The sequence below is a fragment of the Pseudomonas sp. RG1 genome (assembly GCF_025910115.1).
Classification (GTDB): Bacteria; Pseudomonadota; Gammaproteobacteria; order Pseudomonadales; family Pseudomonadaceae; genus Aquipseudomonas; species Aquipseudomonas atacamensis.
Genome location: NZ_JAPCIK010000029.1, coordinates 24128 through 37629 on the forward strand (window position 1 = coordinate 24128; position 13502 = coordinate 37629).

Here is a 13502-nt window from a genome sequence, read left to right on the forward strand (position 1 = left end):
GTGGCTCAACTCAAGAAATGTAAAAAGCTTGCCCACGGTCTTGAGGCGGACACATCAAAACAAAAAATCTTTCATCAGCGAGCGTTGGGAAGGGAACAATCATTGTTTCACCTGATAAAACGTAACCACCGGGCCGTAATCCTCATCCGAGTTCGACACCTCGACAGTGAATAACGTGTCCGGGAATTTCTCCTTCAACACCATTCGCCAGGCAAACCCGATCATCTCGCACACCTGAAGAAATATTCTGGGCGATACACCATTTCCGAATTGGCCAAAAACATCATAAATTTTCACATAATTCATAAGCCGCTCAACCTCCGCCATGTCGCCAGCGGCCAGGTTCACGCAGCGCGCGAACGCTTCGTGTGAAAAATTTCGCTCGAGGAAGACGCCTCCCTCAGACACGATGAACGTCGGGAACAGCAACGTGGAAAACATCAATATCTGTTCCGGGTGGCATTGGTCGTGGATATACGAATGAATATCCAGGCCTTCTTGATTCGACCACTGCTGCTTCCATGTGTCGAAGGGTTCTGTGTCGATAACCCATGGTATAGAGTTGATCACTTGCATTACATTGGCTCCCCACTCGATCTTCCGGCGTCGGCTTTATCGAATAACGCTGAAGACTGGACGTAACGCTTGCGACCGAGATGATATCAATACGATAGCTCGATATTAGGTAGCCGCTGTAAGGGCGTCAACGAGCGAATCGTCGAAATGCCCTGCGGCGTTCCGCTGGGACAAGCTCCACCGGCGCAATAATCTGTAAACTCTCCCCTCTTTCGCCGCCCTCATTTCATCTGCGGCCATCACCTCTTTTCTGTAGCGGAGTCCACCTTGCGTCTGTTCCACACCTCCGACTGGCACCTTGGGCAAAACCTGCACGGCCAGGAGCGCGATTTCGAGCACGCGTGTTTTCTCGAATGGCTGCTGCGCCAGTTGCACTTGGCGCAGCCGGATGTGCTGCTGATTGCTGGCGATATCTTCGATACGGTCAATCCGCCGGTCAAAGCGCAGGAACGCCTCTACGATTTCATCGTCAGCGCTCACGAACAGCAGCCGCTGCTGACCATCGTGATGATTGCCGGCAACCATGATTCCGGCTCGCGGATCGAACTGCCGGCGCCGTTGATGCGGCGTTTGCGCACTCACGCGTTGGGACGGGTGCTGTGGCTGGATGACGGGCAACTCGATGCCGAGCGCCTGCTGCTGCCGCTACCGAATGCCCAGGGAGAAATCGCCGCGTGGTGCCTGGCGCTACCATTCTTGCGCCCGGCGGAAGTCACCGGCGCGCATCTGGGCGACAACTATCTGCGTGGCATCGGTCAGGTGCATGAATGGCTGATCGCGGCGGCGAATGCCAAGCGCCAGCCCGGGCAGGCGTTGATCGCTATCAGCCACGCACACATGGCCGGGGGCTCGGTGTCGGAGGATTCCGAGCGCAGCCTGATCATCGGCAATGCCGAAGCGCTGCCCGCCAGCCTGTTCGGCGAAAGCATCAGCTATGTCGCCCTCGGCCATTTGCACAAGCCGCAGAAGGTCAACGGCGAGGAGCGCATCCGCTACAGCGGCTCGCCGATTCCGCTGTCGTTCTCCGAAATCGGTTATCAGCATCAGATTCTCGATGTGGTCCTGGACGGTGAAACACTGGTCAGCGTCGAGCCGAAACTGATCCCGCGCTCGGTCAATCTGCAGCGCATCGGCCCGGCGCCGCTGGCCGAGATTCTGCTGCAACTGGCCGACCTGCCGAACATCGATCTGCTCGCCGAAACCCAGCGCCAGCCATGGCTCGAAGTGCGCGTGCGCCTCGATGAGCCGCAGCCGGATCTGCGCCATCAAGTGGAAACCGCACTGCAAGGCAAAGCCGTGCGACTGGTGCGCATCGCCGCTGAATACGCCGGCAATCGTGGCGCCGATGGCAGCGATGATGGCAGCACGTTGATCGAACTCGACCAGCTCACTCCGCAGGAACTGTTCAGCCGCGCCTGGCTCGACAATTACGGCAGCGAGGTCGACGAGCAGACGCTCAAGGACTTCGCTGAACTGCTGCAGGACGTGCAACTGGAGGGCGAGCAGCCATGAAGATTCTCGCCATTCGTTTGAAGAACCTCGCCTCGCTGGCCGGGCCGTTCGAGATTGATTTCACCGCTGAACCGCTGGCCAGCGCCGGTCTGTTCGCAATCACCGGCCCCACCGGCGCCGGCAAAAGCACGTTGCTCGATGCCTTGTGCCTGGCGCTATTTGGCGCTGTGCCGCGTCTGAACAACACCGGCCGTGATGCGAAAGTCCCGGATGCTGATGGTGAAATCGCCACTGGCGACCCGCGCACCTTGCTGCGACGCGGCACCGGTGAAGGCTATGCCGAAGTGGATTTTGTCGGCGTCGATGGCCGCCGCTATCGCGCGCGCTGGGAAGCCAATCGCGCTCGCGAGAAGGCTGGTGGCAAACTCCAGGCCAGTCGGCAGAGCCTGCGCGACATCGATCAGGATCAACTGCTCGCCAGCCAGAAAGGCGAATACAAAACCCAGCTCGAAGCCGCGCTGGGCCTGAACTTTGAACAGTTCACTCGCGCTGTGCTGCTGGCGCAGAGTGAGTTCAGCGCGTTCCTCAAGGCCGACGACAACGACCGCAGTGAACTGCTGGAAAAACTCACCGACACCGCGCTGTACACCCGCCTCGGCCGCCGCGCCTTCGACAAGACCAAAGAAGCCCGCGAAGCGCACAAGCTGTTGCAGGATCAGGCTACCGGTGTGACGCCTTTGGCGCCGGAAGCTCGTGCCGAACTCGACGAGCGTTTCAACACCGCGCAGCAACAGATGAAGGCGCAACAGGCGCAGCTCAAACAACTTGAGCAACAACACGGTTGGCTGAAGGATTTGCGTCTGTTGCAGGAAGCGCAGCAAGCGGCCAGCGAACAACTGCAAACCGCGCAACAGCAATGGCAGGCACTGGCCGGCGAGAGGGTAAAACTGACGCGTCTGGAACAGCTTGGCCCGCAGCGTCATCAGTTCGCGCGCGAGGCTGAGCTCGATGCGCTGCTCACGCCACTGGCGACGCAGATTGCCGCGCACACCCAACAACACGCGGCGCTGGGCGAACGCCAGACGGAGCTGGAACAGAACCTCGGCGCAGCGAAAGTCGCCCTGAGCGCAGCGCAACAACGCCAGAGCGAAAATGCGCCGTTGCTGCGTCAGGCATTCGAAGAGCAAAGCACCCTCGCCCGCCTGATCAAGGACACCGCCAGCAGTGCCGAAGCCCGGCAAGCGGCCGAGCAAGCGTTCAAGGATGGCCAGAGCGCGATTCAGGCTTTGCAGGAAAAGCAGACTGAAGTCGCCGCGCGTTTGCAACGCATCGCCGCGGAGCTTGAGCAGAGTGCGCATCTGGCGCCGTTGAGCGATGCCTGGAGCGCCTATCGCGATCGTCTGCAACAGCTGATGCTGATCGGCAACCGCTTGAACAAGGGCCAGAGCGAACTGGCGTCCCTCGAACAGAACGCCGCGCACAATGCTGAGCAACTGGCCTCGCACAAACAGCAACTGGAAGTGCTGTTCAAAGAAGCCGGCGCAGAGCCGGACGCAGTCGCCGAACAGATCGGCCTGCTTGGCACCTTGCTGCAGGACAACCGCAAACAGCTGCGCGCAATCGAAGATCTGGCGCGCCTGTGGGCGTCTCAGCAGGATCTGGACAAGCGCAGCGCCGAGTTGCAACAACGCCAGCTCGACGCGCAGCAGCAACGTGAACGTCTAACCCAGGACGGGGTGAAAACCAAGGCCGAACTGACCGTCGCCGAGCAGACCCTAAATGTCACTCGCGAACTGCTTGAACGTCAGCGGCTGGCGCGCAGTGCCAGTGTCGAAGAGCTGCGCGCGCAGTTGCAGGACGATCAACCCTGCCCGGTCTGCGGCAGCAACGAGCATCCCTATCACCAGCCCGAAGCGCTGTTGCAAAGCCTTGGCCGTCACGATGAAAGCGAACAGGCCAACGCCCAGCAAGTGGTCGATCAGCTCAAGGAAAAACTGATCGAACTGCGCGGCGAAGTCGGTGGCGTGATCGCACAACAGAAAGAATTGCTCCAGCAACAGGAACAACTCGCGGCGCAACAACAAGCCCTGGCCCCGAGCCTCGACGCGCATCCGCTGGCCGCGCAACTGTTCAATCAGGACGCCGACAAACGCGACGCCTGGCTCAGCCGCCAGACCGAGCAATTGAACCAGAGCATCACTCAGGACGAACAACGCCAGAGCGCCCTGCTCACCTTGCAACAGGACGCGGCGCGCTTGTCGCAGCAATTGCGTCAGGCTGAAGCGGCGCATCAGCAAGCGGCGCAACAGCTGAGCCATCAGCAGCATGAACTCAACAGTGATCGTCAGCGCCTTGAGGAAGAACTCAGCGCGTTCGGCCCGCTGCTGCCCGCCGACACGCTCGAAGCCTTGCGCCTGGAGCCGGCGGCAACGTTCATGCAGCTGGACCGGCAGATCGCCGAGCGTTTGACCCAGCTCGAACAGCAAAAGGAAGAGCTGAGCGAACAGCAGCAACGCCAGCAGACGCTGGAGAAAGAGCAGGATCGCCAGCAGCTGCGCACTCAGCAGCTGCACAGTGCCGAACAGCAATTCACGGCGTTGACCGAGCAACAGCAAGGCTGTCAGGAAAAACTCGCGCAGTTACTTGGCGAGCACAGCAACGCCGAGCATTGGCAGCAGCAGTTGGAACACGCGGTGGAACAGACGCGTAGCGCCGAAACCCGTACCGCTGAGGAGCTGCAAAGCGTGCGCACGCAGCTGGTGCAAATCGCTGCAGAGCTCAAGTCTCAGCAGGAACGCCTGCAAGCACTGCAAGCTGAAGACCAGGCACTCGCCGGCAAGATCGCCGATTGGCGCGCCAGCCATCCGGAACTGGATGACGGCGGCCTCGAGGACTTGCTGCGCTTCGACGACGCGCAAGTCACCGAACTGCGCCAGACCCTTCAGCACAACGAAAAAGCCATCGAACAGGCCCAGGTCCTGTTGCAGGAGCGCGATCAGCGCCTGCTCGATCACCAGGCCCGGCAGGACGGCAATCTTGACGCCGAACAGCTGGACAGCGCCCTCGCCGAGCTGCAGAACCAGTTCGCCGTCAGCGAACAGCAGTGCGCCGAATTGCGCGCCGAACAGGTGGAAGACCAGCGCCGGCAGAACGCCAATCAGGCGCTGGCCCAGCAGATCGCCGACGCCTATGCCGAGTACCAGCGCTGGGCGCGACTCAGTGCCTTGATCGGCTCGGCCACCGGCGACACCTTCCGCAAGATCGCCCAGGCCTACAACCTCGACCTGCTGGTACATCACGCCAACGCGCAGCTGCGCCAATTGGTCAAACGCTATCGCCTCAAACGCGGCGGCAGCATGCTCGGCCTGCTGGTAATGGACACGGAGATGGGCGACGAACTGCGCTCGGTGCATTCGCTTTCTGGCGGCGAGACGTTCCTCGTATCACTCGCCCTTGCGCTGGGTCTGGCCTCGATGGCGTCGAGCACGCTGAAAATCGAATCGCTGTTTATCGACGAAGGTTTCGGCAGCCTTGATCCTGAATCCTTGCAGTTGGCGATGGACGCGCTCGATGGCTTGCAGGCGCAGGGACGCAAGGTCGCGGTGATTTCCCATGTGCAGGAAATGCACGAACGGATCCCAGTGCAGATTCAGGTGCGGCGCCAGGGCAATGGTTTGAGCACGCTGGAGGTGAAATGAACACGCTGTATTCCTTCCGCCGCTGCCCTTACGCGATGCGTGCGCGAATGGCCCTGCGTTATGCGGGCGTGCCGGTGGAGATCGTTGAGGTCAGCCTCAAGAACAAGCCGGCGGAAATGCTCGCGCTCTCGCCCAAGGGCACCGTGCCGGTGCTGAATGCCGATGGTGTGGTGATTGATGAAAGTCTGCAGATCATGCGCTGGGCGTTGGCGCAGAATGATCCGGATGATTGGTTGTTCAAGGATGATCCGGGAGCAGACGTCATCATGGACATGCTGATCGAGACGAACGATCAACGATTCAAGACTTCGTTGAACCACTACAAATACGCTGAGCGTTATCCAGAGCAACCGATGGAGGTCTATCGCATGCAGTGCGAGATGATCGCCCACTATCTGGATCTGACGCTCGCAGACCACGACTATTTGCTGGGTGACCGGCTCAGTCTCGCCGACATCGCCCTGCTGCCCTTCGTCCGACAGTTCGCTCATGTTGATCGCGAGTGGTTTGCGCAGACGCCTTATCTTCGCTTGCAGGCCTGGTTGCAGCGCCTGCTCGAATCCGAGCTGTTTACCTCAATCATGAAAAAATAACCCTCTGTCCCTTTGATCGTTCCCACGCTGCGCGTGGGAATGCAGCCGGGGACGCTCTGCGTCCCATTGGAACGCGGAGCGTCCCTTGAGGCATTCCCACGCAGAGCGTGGGAACGATCATTAGGCCAGTGCTTGGCACATGCCCAGCGCCATGCAATCCACTTCAAACGGCCCGAGAAAATCCACCGCGACCTTGACCGGTGGATTGCCGGCCATCAGCCCCAGCGTGTTGGCGCGTTCAATGTTGTGGGCGATGTTGTGGTTGGCCTCTATGGCCCGGGCCAAGCCGCCCACCGAGCCCTGGCCAAACCCCAGGAGTGAGGCGCCGTTGGTCATCAGCGCGAGGCTGGCGATGACCCAGAGTCTGTAGCCTTTCATGCGCCGCCGACTCCTGCGAGTTCGGCCCTGTCGACCATCGCGCTTTGCGAGCGCAGTTCGAACTGGATGCCGGGGTGGGCGACGTCGATCGGGGCGTCGAAGCTGTGTTCCATCTGCGCGCCGATGCTGACGAACAGCACCACGGCTAAGTACAGACCGATGGCCAGATAGGCGCCGAGTTTGGCGGAAGTGAGGATTGCGCTGGCCATGGTGTTCTCCGTGGGCAAAGGTTTCGATGGCCACAGAATCAATCAAAAAAGCCGAAGCAACCACTCAGGGTTTGCAATGGTGAATATCAGCTTCGTTGATTATTTAGCCGCTCTATTTGCCGGCGAGAGAAAACCTATGAGTGCAGAACGCGTACGCGCACAGGAGCTGCCGAAGGCTGCGATCTTCTGATTGATCGTTCCCACGCTCCGCGTGGGAATGCCTCAAGGGACGCTCCGCGTTCCAATGGGACGCAGAGCGTCCCGGGCTGCGTTCCCACGCAGAGCGTGGGAACGATCAGGTTACGCGCGTGCGTAGGAGCTGCCGAAGGCTGCGATCTTTTGACGATGAAGATCAAGAGATCGCAGCCTTCGGCAGCTCCTACAGGAGAACGGTGCGCTCAGGCTTGGGTTTTGTGATCCAGCGCGGCGTAGAAGTTGGCGCTTTGTTGCAGGTATTTCTGGGTGTAGCTCTGGGTGTGGGATTTTTTGCTGGCGATTTCGACGTTGGCACCGGCTGGCAATACCACGGTGGCAGAAATGGCGGAAGCGGCGATGACGGAGAAGAGATTGAAGTTCATGGCGGTAACCCTCGTGTTCGTTTGCTTGGTTTGCCCGGTCGGGCTGTGAAACAAACGTAACGCTCGAGGGTTGCCTCCTTGAAATCTTTTGTAGCATTAGCCGATATCAGTGCAATTAATACAACGATGCAGGCCCCGCAGACCGGGGCCTGTGGCTTATTGTCGCACTACAAATTTCAGATCGCTTGGCGCGTCCATCGGCAGTTTTTGCACGGTTTTGCCCAGCAGACCGGTCTTGGCATCGCGTTCGACGACGACAATCTGGTTGCTCTTCTGGTTGGCAATCAAGACAAATTTACCGCTCGGATCGAGGGCAAACTCGCGCGGGTGATCACCCTCGACCGAGCGCTTTTGCAGCTCTTTGAGCTGACCGGTCGCAGGATCAATGCTGAACACTACGAGCTGATTGGCCGTGCCGCGATTGCTCACGTAGAGAAACTTGCCGTCAGCCGAGGCATGCAGCGCCGCGCCAGCCTTGTCCGAGGTTGGCTGGCCCGCCGCGAGATCGACCAGTTGCGTCTGGGTCAGCACGCCGTCGTTGTAGTCGAACACCGCGACCTGTGCACTCATCTCCATGGTCAGCCAAGCGTGTTTGCCATCAGCGCTGAACAGCAGATGACGCGGGCCACTGCCGGCCGGCAAGGCTACCGAGGCGGTTTTCGCCGGGGTTAGCGGCAAGTGCGGGTTGGCCTTCGGGTCGTACTGATAGATGAAAACCTTGTCCGCGCCCAAATCATTGGAGAACACATAGCGCCCGTCCGGCGACGACACCGTCGAGTGCACGTGATTGGAAGCCTGGCGCTCAGGGTTGACCCGACTGGCCGGGTGGCCGCTCATCTGCACCACCGGTTTCAGCTGGCCGTCGGCATCGACCGGCAATACCGCCAGGGTACCGCCCGGATCTTCCATCACCGAGTAGTTGCTGACGAACAGGTGTTTGGCATCAGCGCTGAGGCTGGAATGGGTCGGCTCGTTACCGAGGCTCTGCACTTGATTGATCAGGCTCAGCGCGTGGGTCTTCGGGTCGATGGCGAAGCTGCTGACGCGGCCGACCGGGTCAGTCTGGCCCGGGCCGTTTTCGTTGACCACGAACAAGCGCTTCTGGTCTTTCGAGAGGGTCAGCCACGACGGGTTTTCGGTCTTGACCACTTGCAGCGGCTTGGCGTCGATCTGGCCGGTGGCACTGTCGAACTGCATGCGGTAGATGCCCTGGCTGGAACCGGCGGTGTAGGAGCCGACCAGCAATTGCAAGGTTTCGGCAGAGGCGCTGGAAAGCCCCATCGCGCCGACGCTGCCGGCCATCAGCAAAGGCCAGAAATTACGCATCTTCATTATTGTCATCCTCATCGTCGCTGCTGCTGACTACGTCGCCGACGCACACCAGACGATGCTCGCCCGTGGTCTTGGTGTCGCTGGCGTAACCGACGATCAGCCAGCTCTGCAGCGTCTCATCGAACGTCGCTTGCGCGACCTGCGCCGGGGTGAATTCCCAGTGCTTGGCTTCGCGGCCATCGATGCATTCGATGTGCAGGTTATCGTCCTCGTCGAGGGCGAATTCGAAGGCGTGCAGGCCATCGATTTCGACCATACCGCAGTGTTCGAGGGCGTTGAGAAGGGTTAGGGCAGTCATGGCAAACAGTCTTTCTAGGGGGGAAAGGGCCAATGATAGCCCAATGTGATCCGAAGGCCCCTGCTGGAACCTCTGTGGGAGCGAGCCTGCTCGCGAAGGCGGTGTGCCAGCTGATCGTTCCCACGCTCTGCGTGGGAATGCCTCTAGGGACGCTCCGCGTTCCAATGGGACGCAGAGCGTCCCGGGCTGCATTCCCACGCGGAGCGTGGGAACGATCAATCAAAGACACAGGAAATTACGGTGTTGGCTAGATCGCCTCACGCGATGGCTTGCCATCCACCAAACGCTGAATCCGCAGCGGGTTGGCGTTTTTCAGCGGTTCGGGCAGCAAGCTGTCCGGGTAGTTCTGGAAGCACACCGGGCGCAGGAAGCGATCGATCGCCAGCGTGCCCACTGACGTGCCGCGCGCATCGGACGTCGCCGGGTACGGCCCGCCGTGCACCATCGAATCGCACACTTCGACACCGGTCGGATAACCGTTGAGCAGGATGCGCCCGACCTTCTGTTCCAGCAGCGGCGTCAGTTCGGCGAATTGCTCGAAATCAGACGGCTCGCCGATGATCGTCGCGGTCAATTGACCGTGCAGGCCGTGCAGCGCCGCGCTCAGTTGTGCCTGATCGGCCACGTCGACGATTACTGTGGTCGGACCGAACACTTCTTCCTGCAGCACTTCATCGCCGTTGATCAATAGGCTGACATCGGCCTTGAACAACTGCGGCTGCGCCTGATTGCCCTGCTGCGGATTACCGGCCAGATGCTCGATGCCGCTGTGCGCCAGGAGCTTCTCCAGGCCTTTGCCATAGCTGCCGAGGGTGCCGGCGTTGAGCATGGTTTGCGCCGGTTGATCACCGATTGCAGCGGCGACTTGCTGTACAAACGCGCTGAACTGCGGCGAGCGAATACCGATGACCAGACCCGGGTTGGTGCAGAACTGACCGCAACCCTGCACCACCGAAGCGGTGAGGTCGCGCGCAACGGTTTCCGAACGTGTGGCCAGTGCTTGCGGCAAAACGATCACCGGGTTGATGCTCGACATCTCGGCGAACACCGGGATCGGTTGCGGACGTGCGGCAGCCATGTCGCACAAGGCGCGACCGCCCTTCAGCGAACCGGTGAAACCAACGGCCTGAATCGCCGGATGCTTGACCAGCCATTCGCCGACGCCGCCACCGTAGATCATGTTGAACACGCCAGCGGGCATACCGGTTTTTTCTGCGGCACGAATGATCGCGTCGGCGACCAGTTCAGCCGTGGCCATGTGGCCGCTGTGGGCCTTGAACACTACCGGGCAACCGGCGGCCAGTGCTGCTGCGGTGTCGCCACCGGCAGTGGAGAACGCCAGCGGGAAGTTGCTCGCACCAAACACGGCGACCGGGCCGAGGCCGATGCGGTACTGACGCAGATCCGGACGTGGCAGCGGCTGGCGATCCGGCAGTGCCAGATCGATGCGCGCGCCGTAGAAATCACCGCGACGCAGGACTTTGGCGAACAGACGCATCTGCCCGCTGGTGCGACCACGCTCGCCCTGAATGCGACCAGCCGGCAGCGCGGTTTCGCGGCAGACCACGGCGACGAAATCGTCGCCAAGCGCATCCAGCTCATCCGCGACTGCGTCGAGGAACTGCGCGCGACGTTCGGCGCTGAGGCTGCGATAGGTCGGGTAAGCCGCAGCGGCGGCCTTGGCGGCGGCGTCGACTTCTTCGGCCGTGGCCTGAATGAAATCGTGCGGCAGGGCCTCGCCAGTGCTGGCGTCGACCGAGTGCAGTTTGACGCTGCCGGCGGCGCTACGCTGACCGCCGATGTAGTTGTGACCGAGAATCTGAGTCATGGGATCTCCTTAAAGGGTGCCGATGCTGTCCGGTTCAAAAGCCGCTTTGACCGGTGCGATACCGTTGACCAGCGGTGCGCCGAAGTCGGCCTGGCTGATCTCAAACGTGTCGCCCGGCTGGGTGCGGATGCCGTCGGCAAACGACAGGGTCGCAGTGCCGAAAAAGTGAATATGCACGTCGCCCGGACGCAGGAACTGACTGTATTTGAAGTGGTGGTACTCGAGGTTCGCCAGGCTGTGGCACATGTTGGCCTCGCCGCTGAGGAACTCGTTCTGCCAGAGCACTTCGCCGTCACGCAGGATTCGGCTGGTGCCGGCAAGGTGTTGAGGCAATTCACCGGTACGAAGTTCCGGGCCATAACTGCAACTGCGCAATTTCGAGTGCGCCAGGTACAGGTAATTCTTGCGTTCCATGACGTGATCGGAGAACTCGTTACCGACGGCGAAACCGAGGCGATACGGCTTGCCATCGTTGCCGATGACATACAGGCCGGCCATCTCCGGCTCTTCGCCGGCGTCTTCGGCGAACGGCGGCAGCGGGAACGGCTGCCCCGGACGCACGACAATGCTGCCGTCGCCCTTGTAGAACCACTCTGGTTGCACGCCGGCCTGCCCCGCCGCCGGTTTGCCACCCTCCACGCCCCATTTGAAAATGCGCATGGTGTCGGTCATCGCCGCTTCATCGCCGGCCTGCTGGTGCATCTTGTCCCGGGCCGAAGCGCTGCCCAGGTGCGTCAGACCGGTACCGCTGACCAGCATGTGCGCCGGATCCGGGTGATCGAGTGGCGGCAGAATGCGCAGGTCTTTGAGCAATTGCGCGTAGTCGTGGCTGGCACCGAGGCCGAGGCTTTGCACTTGCTGCTCAAGGGAGCCGCCGGCCTCGATTGCGGCCAGGGCCAGATCACGGACACTGCGGGCGTCCTTGACTTCGCGGACCTGACCGTTGTCGACCACGCCAACACGGCGCTCGCCGTTGGGTAATTCGAATTGAACCAGATGCATGATTTTCTCCTGTTCCATCAAAAACGCCGCTATCCCCTGTGGGAGCGAGCCTGCTCGCGAAAGCGGTGTATCAGTCACCAACAGTGTTGAATGTGATGGCCTCTTCGCGAGCAGGCTCGCTCCCACAGGGGCCAGTGTTGGTCAGTCAGGTTCGGGTCGCGCCACGGGCACTTGCTGCGAACTGGTCGACGGGCAACACGTGTTTGCGTTCCAGCACGCGGTAAACGATGCCGGTCAGAATCAGCCCGAACACCATCACGCCCGAGAGGAAGTAGAGTCCGGACGCCAGATTGCCGGTATATTCCTTCAACGCGCCGATCACGAACGGCCCAATGTAACCGCCGAGGTTGCCGACCGAGTTGATCAAGGCAATCCCCGCCGCGGCACTGGCGCCAGCAAAGAAGCGCCCCGGCAAGGTCCAGAACACCGCGGTGCACGAGAACAACGCAAACGCCACCAGACACAGCGCCGCCAGTTGCGCTACCGGCAGCGACAGCCAGGCACTGAGGAACAGGCCCAGCGCTCCGAGCACATAGAGCACCGCCAAGTGGCCGTAGCGATCATTCAAACGGTCGGAGCTGCGCGGAATGATCAGCAGGCCGATGATCCCGAAAATGTATGGCACCGAAGAGACGAACCCGGTGACCAGATCGCTGCCGCCGAACTGTTTGATCAGTGTCGGCAGCCACAGGCCGAGGCCATAAATGCTCAGGGTCACCGGCAGATAGAACAGCGCCAGCAGCAACACGCGTTTGTCTTTCAGCGCATGCAGCGGATTGCCGTGACGGGTCTGGCCGTATTCCTGCAAATCCTTTTTCAGTTCGCCGGTCAGCCAGTCTTTTTCCGCCTGATCCATCCACTTCACTTGCTGCGGGCCGTCCGGCAGCCAGCGCAGGACCGGCCAGGTCAGCAGGATCGCCGGCGTGCCGATGACGATGAACAGCCACTGCCAGCCATGCAGACCAAGGATGCCGTCCATGCCCAGCAAGCCACCGGACACGGGACCGGTGATCATCATCGCGATGGGTTGCGAGAGGATGAACAGGCCGAGGATCTTGCCGCGATGGCGCACCGGGAACCATTGGGTGATGTAGTACAGCACGCCGGGGAAGAAGCCCGCCTCGGCCGCGCCGAGCAGAAAGCGCATCACATAGAAGCTGTGCGGCCCTTGCACAAAGGCCATGCCGATGGTGATCGCGCCCCAGGTGATCATGATCCGCGCGAACCAGCGCCGCGCGCCGAAGCGTTCGAGCATCAGGTTGCTGGGAATCTCGAGAAGAAAATAGCCGATGAAAAACAGCCCGGCACCGAGGCCATAGGCGGCGTCGCCGATGCCGATGTCGGCGCCCATGTGCAGCTTGGCGAAGCCGACGGCGGAGCGATCCACATAGGCGATCAGGTACAGCAGGATCAGGAAGGGAATCAGTTTCAGTGTGATGCGCCGGACAAGCCGCAATTCCTGGCTCATGAGATCGGTCTCCGATTGTTGTTTTTATAGAACCTCGGGGGACGCCTCTCGCCAAAACAGCCAGGGCCATCCCTCCGTCGAAAACGACTA

Annotated in this window: 13 protein-coding genes; 4 read left to right on the forward strand and 9 right to left on the reverse strand. The window is 60.8% G+C overall.

The features are described from left to right. Positions 1 to 99: 99 nt before the first annotated feature. Positions 100 to 576 (reverse strand): hypothetical protein, encoded by a 477-nt coding sequence (locus OK411_RS16625; RefSeq protein ID WP_217878384.1) that lies wholly within the window; start codon positions 574 to 576, stop codon positions 100 to 102. Positions 577 to 843: 267 nt separating this feature from the next. Here OK411_RS16625 and OK411_RS16630 point away from each other — a divergent pair, with 267 nt between their 5' ends. From OK411_RS16630 to OK411_RS16640, 3 genes are read left to right on the forward strand one after another with little or no spacing between them, the layout of a single operon-like run. Then, positions 844 to 2088: an exonuclease SbcCD subunit D C-terminal domain-containing protein gene (locus OK411_RS16630; RefSeq protein WP_056789434.1), complete on the forward strand. Its 1245-nt coding sequence runs from the start codon at positions 844 to 846 to the stop codon at positions 2086 to 2088. Further along, the gene (locus OK411_RS16635) at positions 2085 to 5726 is read left to right on the forward strand and encodes an AAA family ATPase (RefSeq protein ID WP_207808644.1); all 3642 of its coding nucleotides are present in this window, start codon (positions 2085 to 2087) and stop codon (positions 5724 to 5726) included. The genes OK411_RS16630 and OK411_RS16635 overlap by 4 nt, the downstream gene beginning before the upstream one ends. Next, the gene (locus OK411_RS16640) at positions 5723 to 6319 is read left to right on the forward strand and encodes a glutathione S-transferase (protein WP_264365391.1); all 597 of its coding nucleotides are present in this window, start codon (positions 5723 to 5725) and stop codon (positions 6317 to 6319) included. Before OK411_RS16635 ends, OK411_RS16640 begins: the two co-directional genes overlap by 4 nt. A gap of 120 nt (positions 6320 to 6439) precedes the next feature. On the opposite strand, the gene OK411_RS16645 is transcribed toward OK411_RS16640, so the two are convergent. Next, on the reverse strand, positions 6440 to 6697 hold the full coding sequence (locus tag OK411_RS16645) for a hypothetical protein (RefSeq protein ID WP_016775000.1): 258 nt from the start codon (positions 6695 to 6697) through the stop codon (positions 6440 to 6442). Then, entirely contained in the window at positions 6694 to 6906 is a 213-nt protein-coding gene (locus OK411_RS16650) for a hypothetical protein (protein WP_136492523.1), read from the reverse strand. The genes OK411_RS16645 and OK411_RS16650 overlap by 4 nt, the downstream gene beginning before the upstream one ends. Between OK411_RS16650 and OK411_RS16655 the strand changes: the two genes are divergently transcribed. Then, positions 6905 to 7096: a hypothetical protein gene (locus tag OK411_RS16655; RefSeq protein WP_073471119.1), complete on the forward strand. Its 192-nt coding sequence runs from the start codon at positions 6905 to 6907 to the stop codon at positions 7094 to 7096. The genes OK411_RS16650 and OK411_RS16655 overlap by 2 nt on opposite strands. 208 nt (positions 7097 to 7304) lie before the next feature. Here OK411_RS16655 and OK411_RS16660 read toward each other — a convergent pair whose 3' ends face one another. The 6 genes from OK411_RS16660 to OK411_RS16685 all read right to left on the reverse strand — a co-directional run bounded on the left by OK411_RS16660 (position 7305) and on the right by OK411_RS16685 (position 13412). After that, the gene (locus OK411_RS16660; protein WP_016775003.1) at positions 7305 to 7484 is read right to left on the reverse strand and encodes a hypothetical protein; all 180 of its coding nucleotides are present in this window, start codon (positions 7482 to 7484) and stop codon (positions 7305 to 7307) included. Positions 7485 to 7640: 156 nt separating this feature from the next. After that, positions 7641 to 8816: a lactonase family protein gene (locus OK411_RS16665; protein ID WP_264365392.1), complete on the reverse strand. Its 1176-nt coding sequence runs from the start codon at positions 8814 to 8816 to the stop codon at positions 7641 to 7643. Further along, on the reverse strand, positions 8803 to 9114 hold the full coding sequence (locus OK411_RS16670; protein ID WP_038861789.1) for a DUF5629 family protein: 312 nt from the start codon (positions 9112 to 9114) through the stop codon (positions 8803 to 8805). The genes OK411_RS16665 and OK411_RS16670 overlap by 14 nt, the downstream gene beginning before the upstream one ends. Positions 9115 to 9361: 247 nt before the next feature. Continuing rightward, entirely contained in the window at positions 9362 to 10942 is a 1581-nt protein-coding gene (locus tag OK411_RS16675) for an aldehyde dehydrogenase (NADP(+)) (RefSeq protein WP_264365393.1), read from the reverse strand. A 9-nt stretch (positions 10943 to 10951) separates the two neighbouring features. Continuing rightward, complete coding sequence (gene araD1, locus OK411_RS16680; RefSeq protein WP_123442281.1) at positions 10952 to 11944, reverse strand: AraD1 family protein; 993 nt, start codon at positions 11942 to 11944, stop codon at positions 10952 to 10954. Positions 11945 to 12089: 145 nt separating this feature from the next. Then, positions 12090 to 13412 (reverse strand): MFS transporter, encoded by a 1323-nt coding sequence (locus tag OK411_RS16685; protein ID WP_024013183.1) that lies wholly within the window; start codon positions 13410 to 13412, stop codon positions 12090 to 12092. Between the last annotated feature and the right edge of the window lie 90 nt (positions 13413 to 13502).

What these genes read in the sequence shown, in the direction of transcription:
- OK411_RS16650 (WP_136492523.1), bottom strand. Translation starts at nt 6,906, where the DNA reads ATGGCCAGCGCAATCCTCACTTCCGCCAAACTCGGCGCCTATCTGGCC.
- OK411_RS16635 (WP_207808644.1), top strand. Translation starts at nt 2,085, where the DNA reads ATGAAGATTCTCGCCATTCGTTTGAAGAACCTCGCCTCGCTGGCCGGG.
- OK411_RS16625 (WP_217878384.1), bottom strand. Translation starts at nt 576, where the DNA reads ATGCAAGTGATCAACTCTATACCATGGGTTATCGACACAGAACCCTTC.
- OK411_RS16675 (WP_264365393.1), bottom strand. Translation starts at nt 10,942, where the DNA reads ATGACTCAGATTCTCGGTCACAACTACATCGGCGGTCAGCGTAGCGCC.
- OK411_RS16655 (WP_073471119.1), top strand. Translation starts at nt 6,905, where the DNA reads ATGGTGTTCTCCGTGGGCAAAGGTTTCGATGGCCACAGAATCAATCAA.
- araD1 (WP_123442281.1), bottom strand. Translation starts at nt 11,944, where the DNA reads ATGCATCTGGTTCAATTCGAATTACCCAACGGCGAGCGCCGTGTTGGC.
- OK411_RS16645 (WP_016775000.1), bottom strand. Translation starts at nt 6,697, where the DNA reads ATGAAAGGCTACAGACTCTGGGTCATCGCCAGCCTCGCGCTGATGACC.
- OK411_RS16670 (WP_038861789.1), bottom strand. Translation starts at nt 9,114, where the DNA reads ATGACTGCCCTAACCCTTCTCAACGCCCTCGAACACTGCGGTATGGTC.
- OK411_RS16640 (WP_264365391.1), top strand. Translation starts at nt 5,723, where the DNA reads ATGAACACGCTGTATTCCTTCCGCCGCTGCCCTTACGCGATGCGTGCG.
- OK411_RS16660 (WP_016775003.1), bottom strand. Translation starts at nt 7,484, where the DNA reads ATGAACTTCAATCTCTTCTCCGTCATCGCCGCTTCCGCCATTTCTGCC.
- OK411_RS16685 (WP_024013183.1), bottom strand. Translation starts at nt 13,412, where the DNA reads ATGAGCCAGGAATTGCGGCTTGTCCGGCGCATCACACTGAAACTGATT.
- OK411_RS16665 (WP_264365392.1), bottom strand. Translation starts at nt 8,816, where the DNA reads ATGAAGATGCGTAATTTCTGGCCTTTGCTGATGGCCGGCAGCGTCGGC.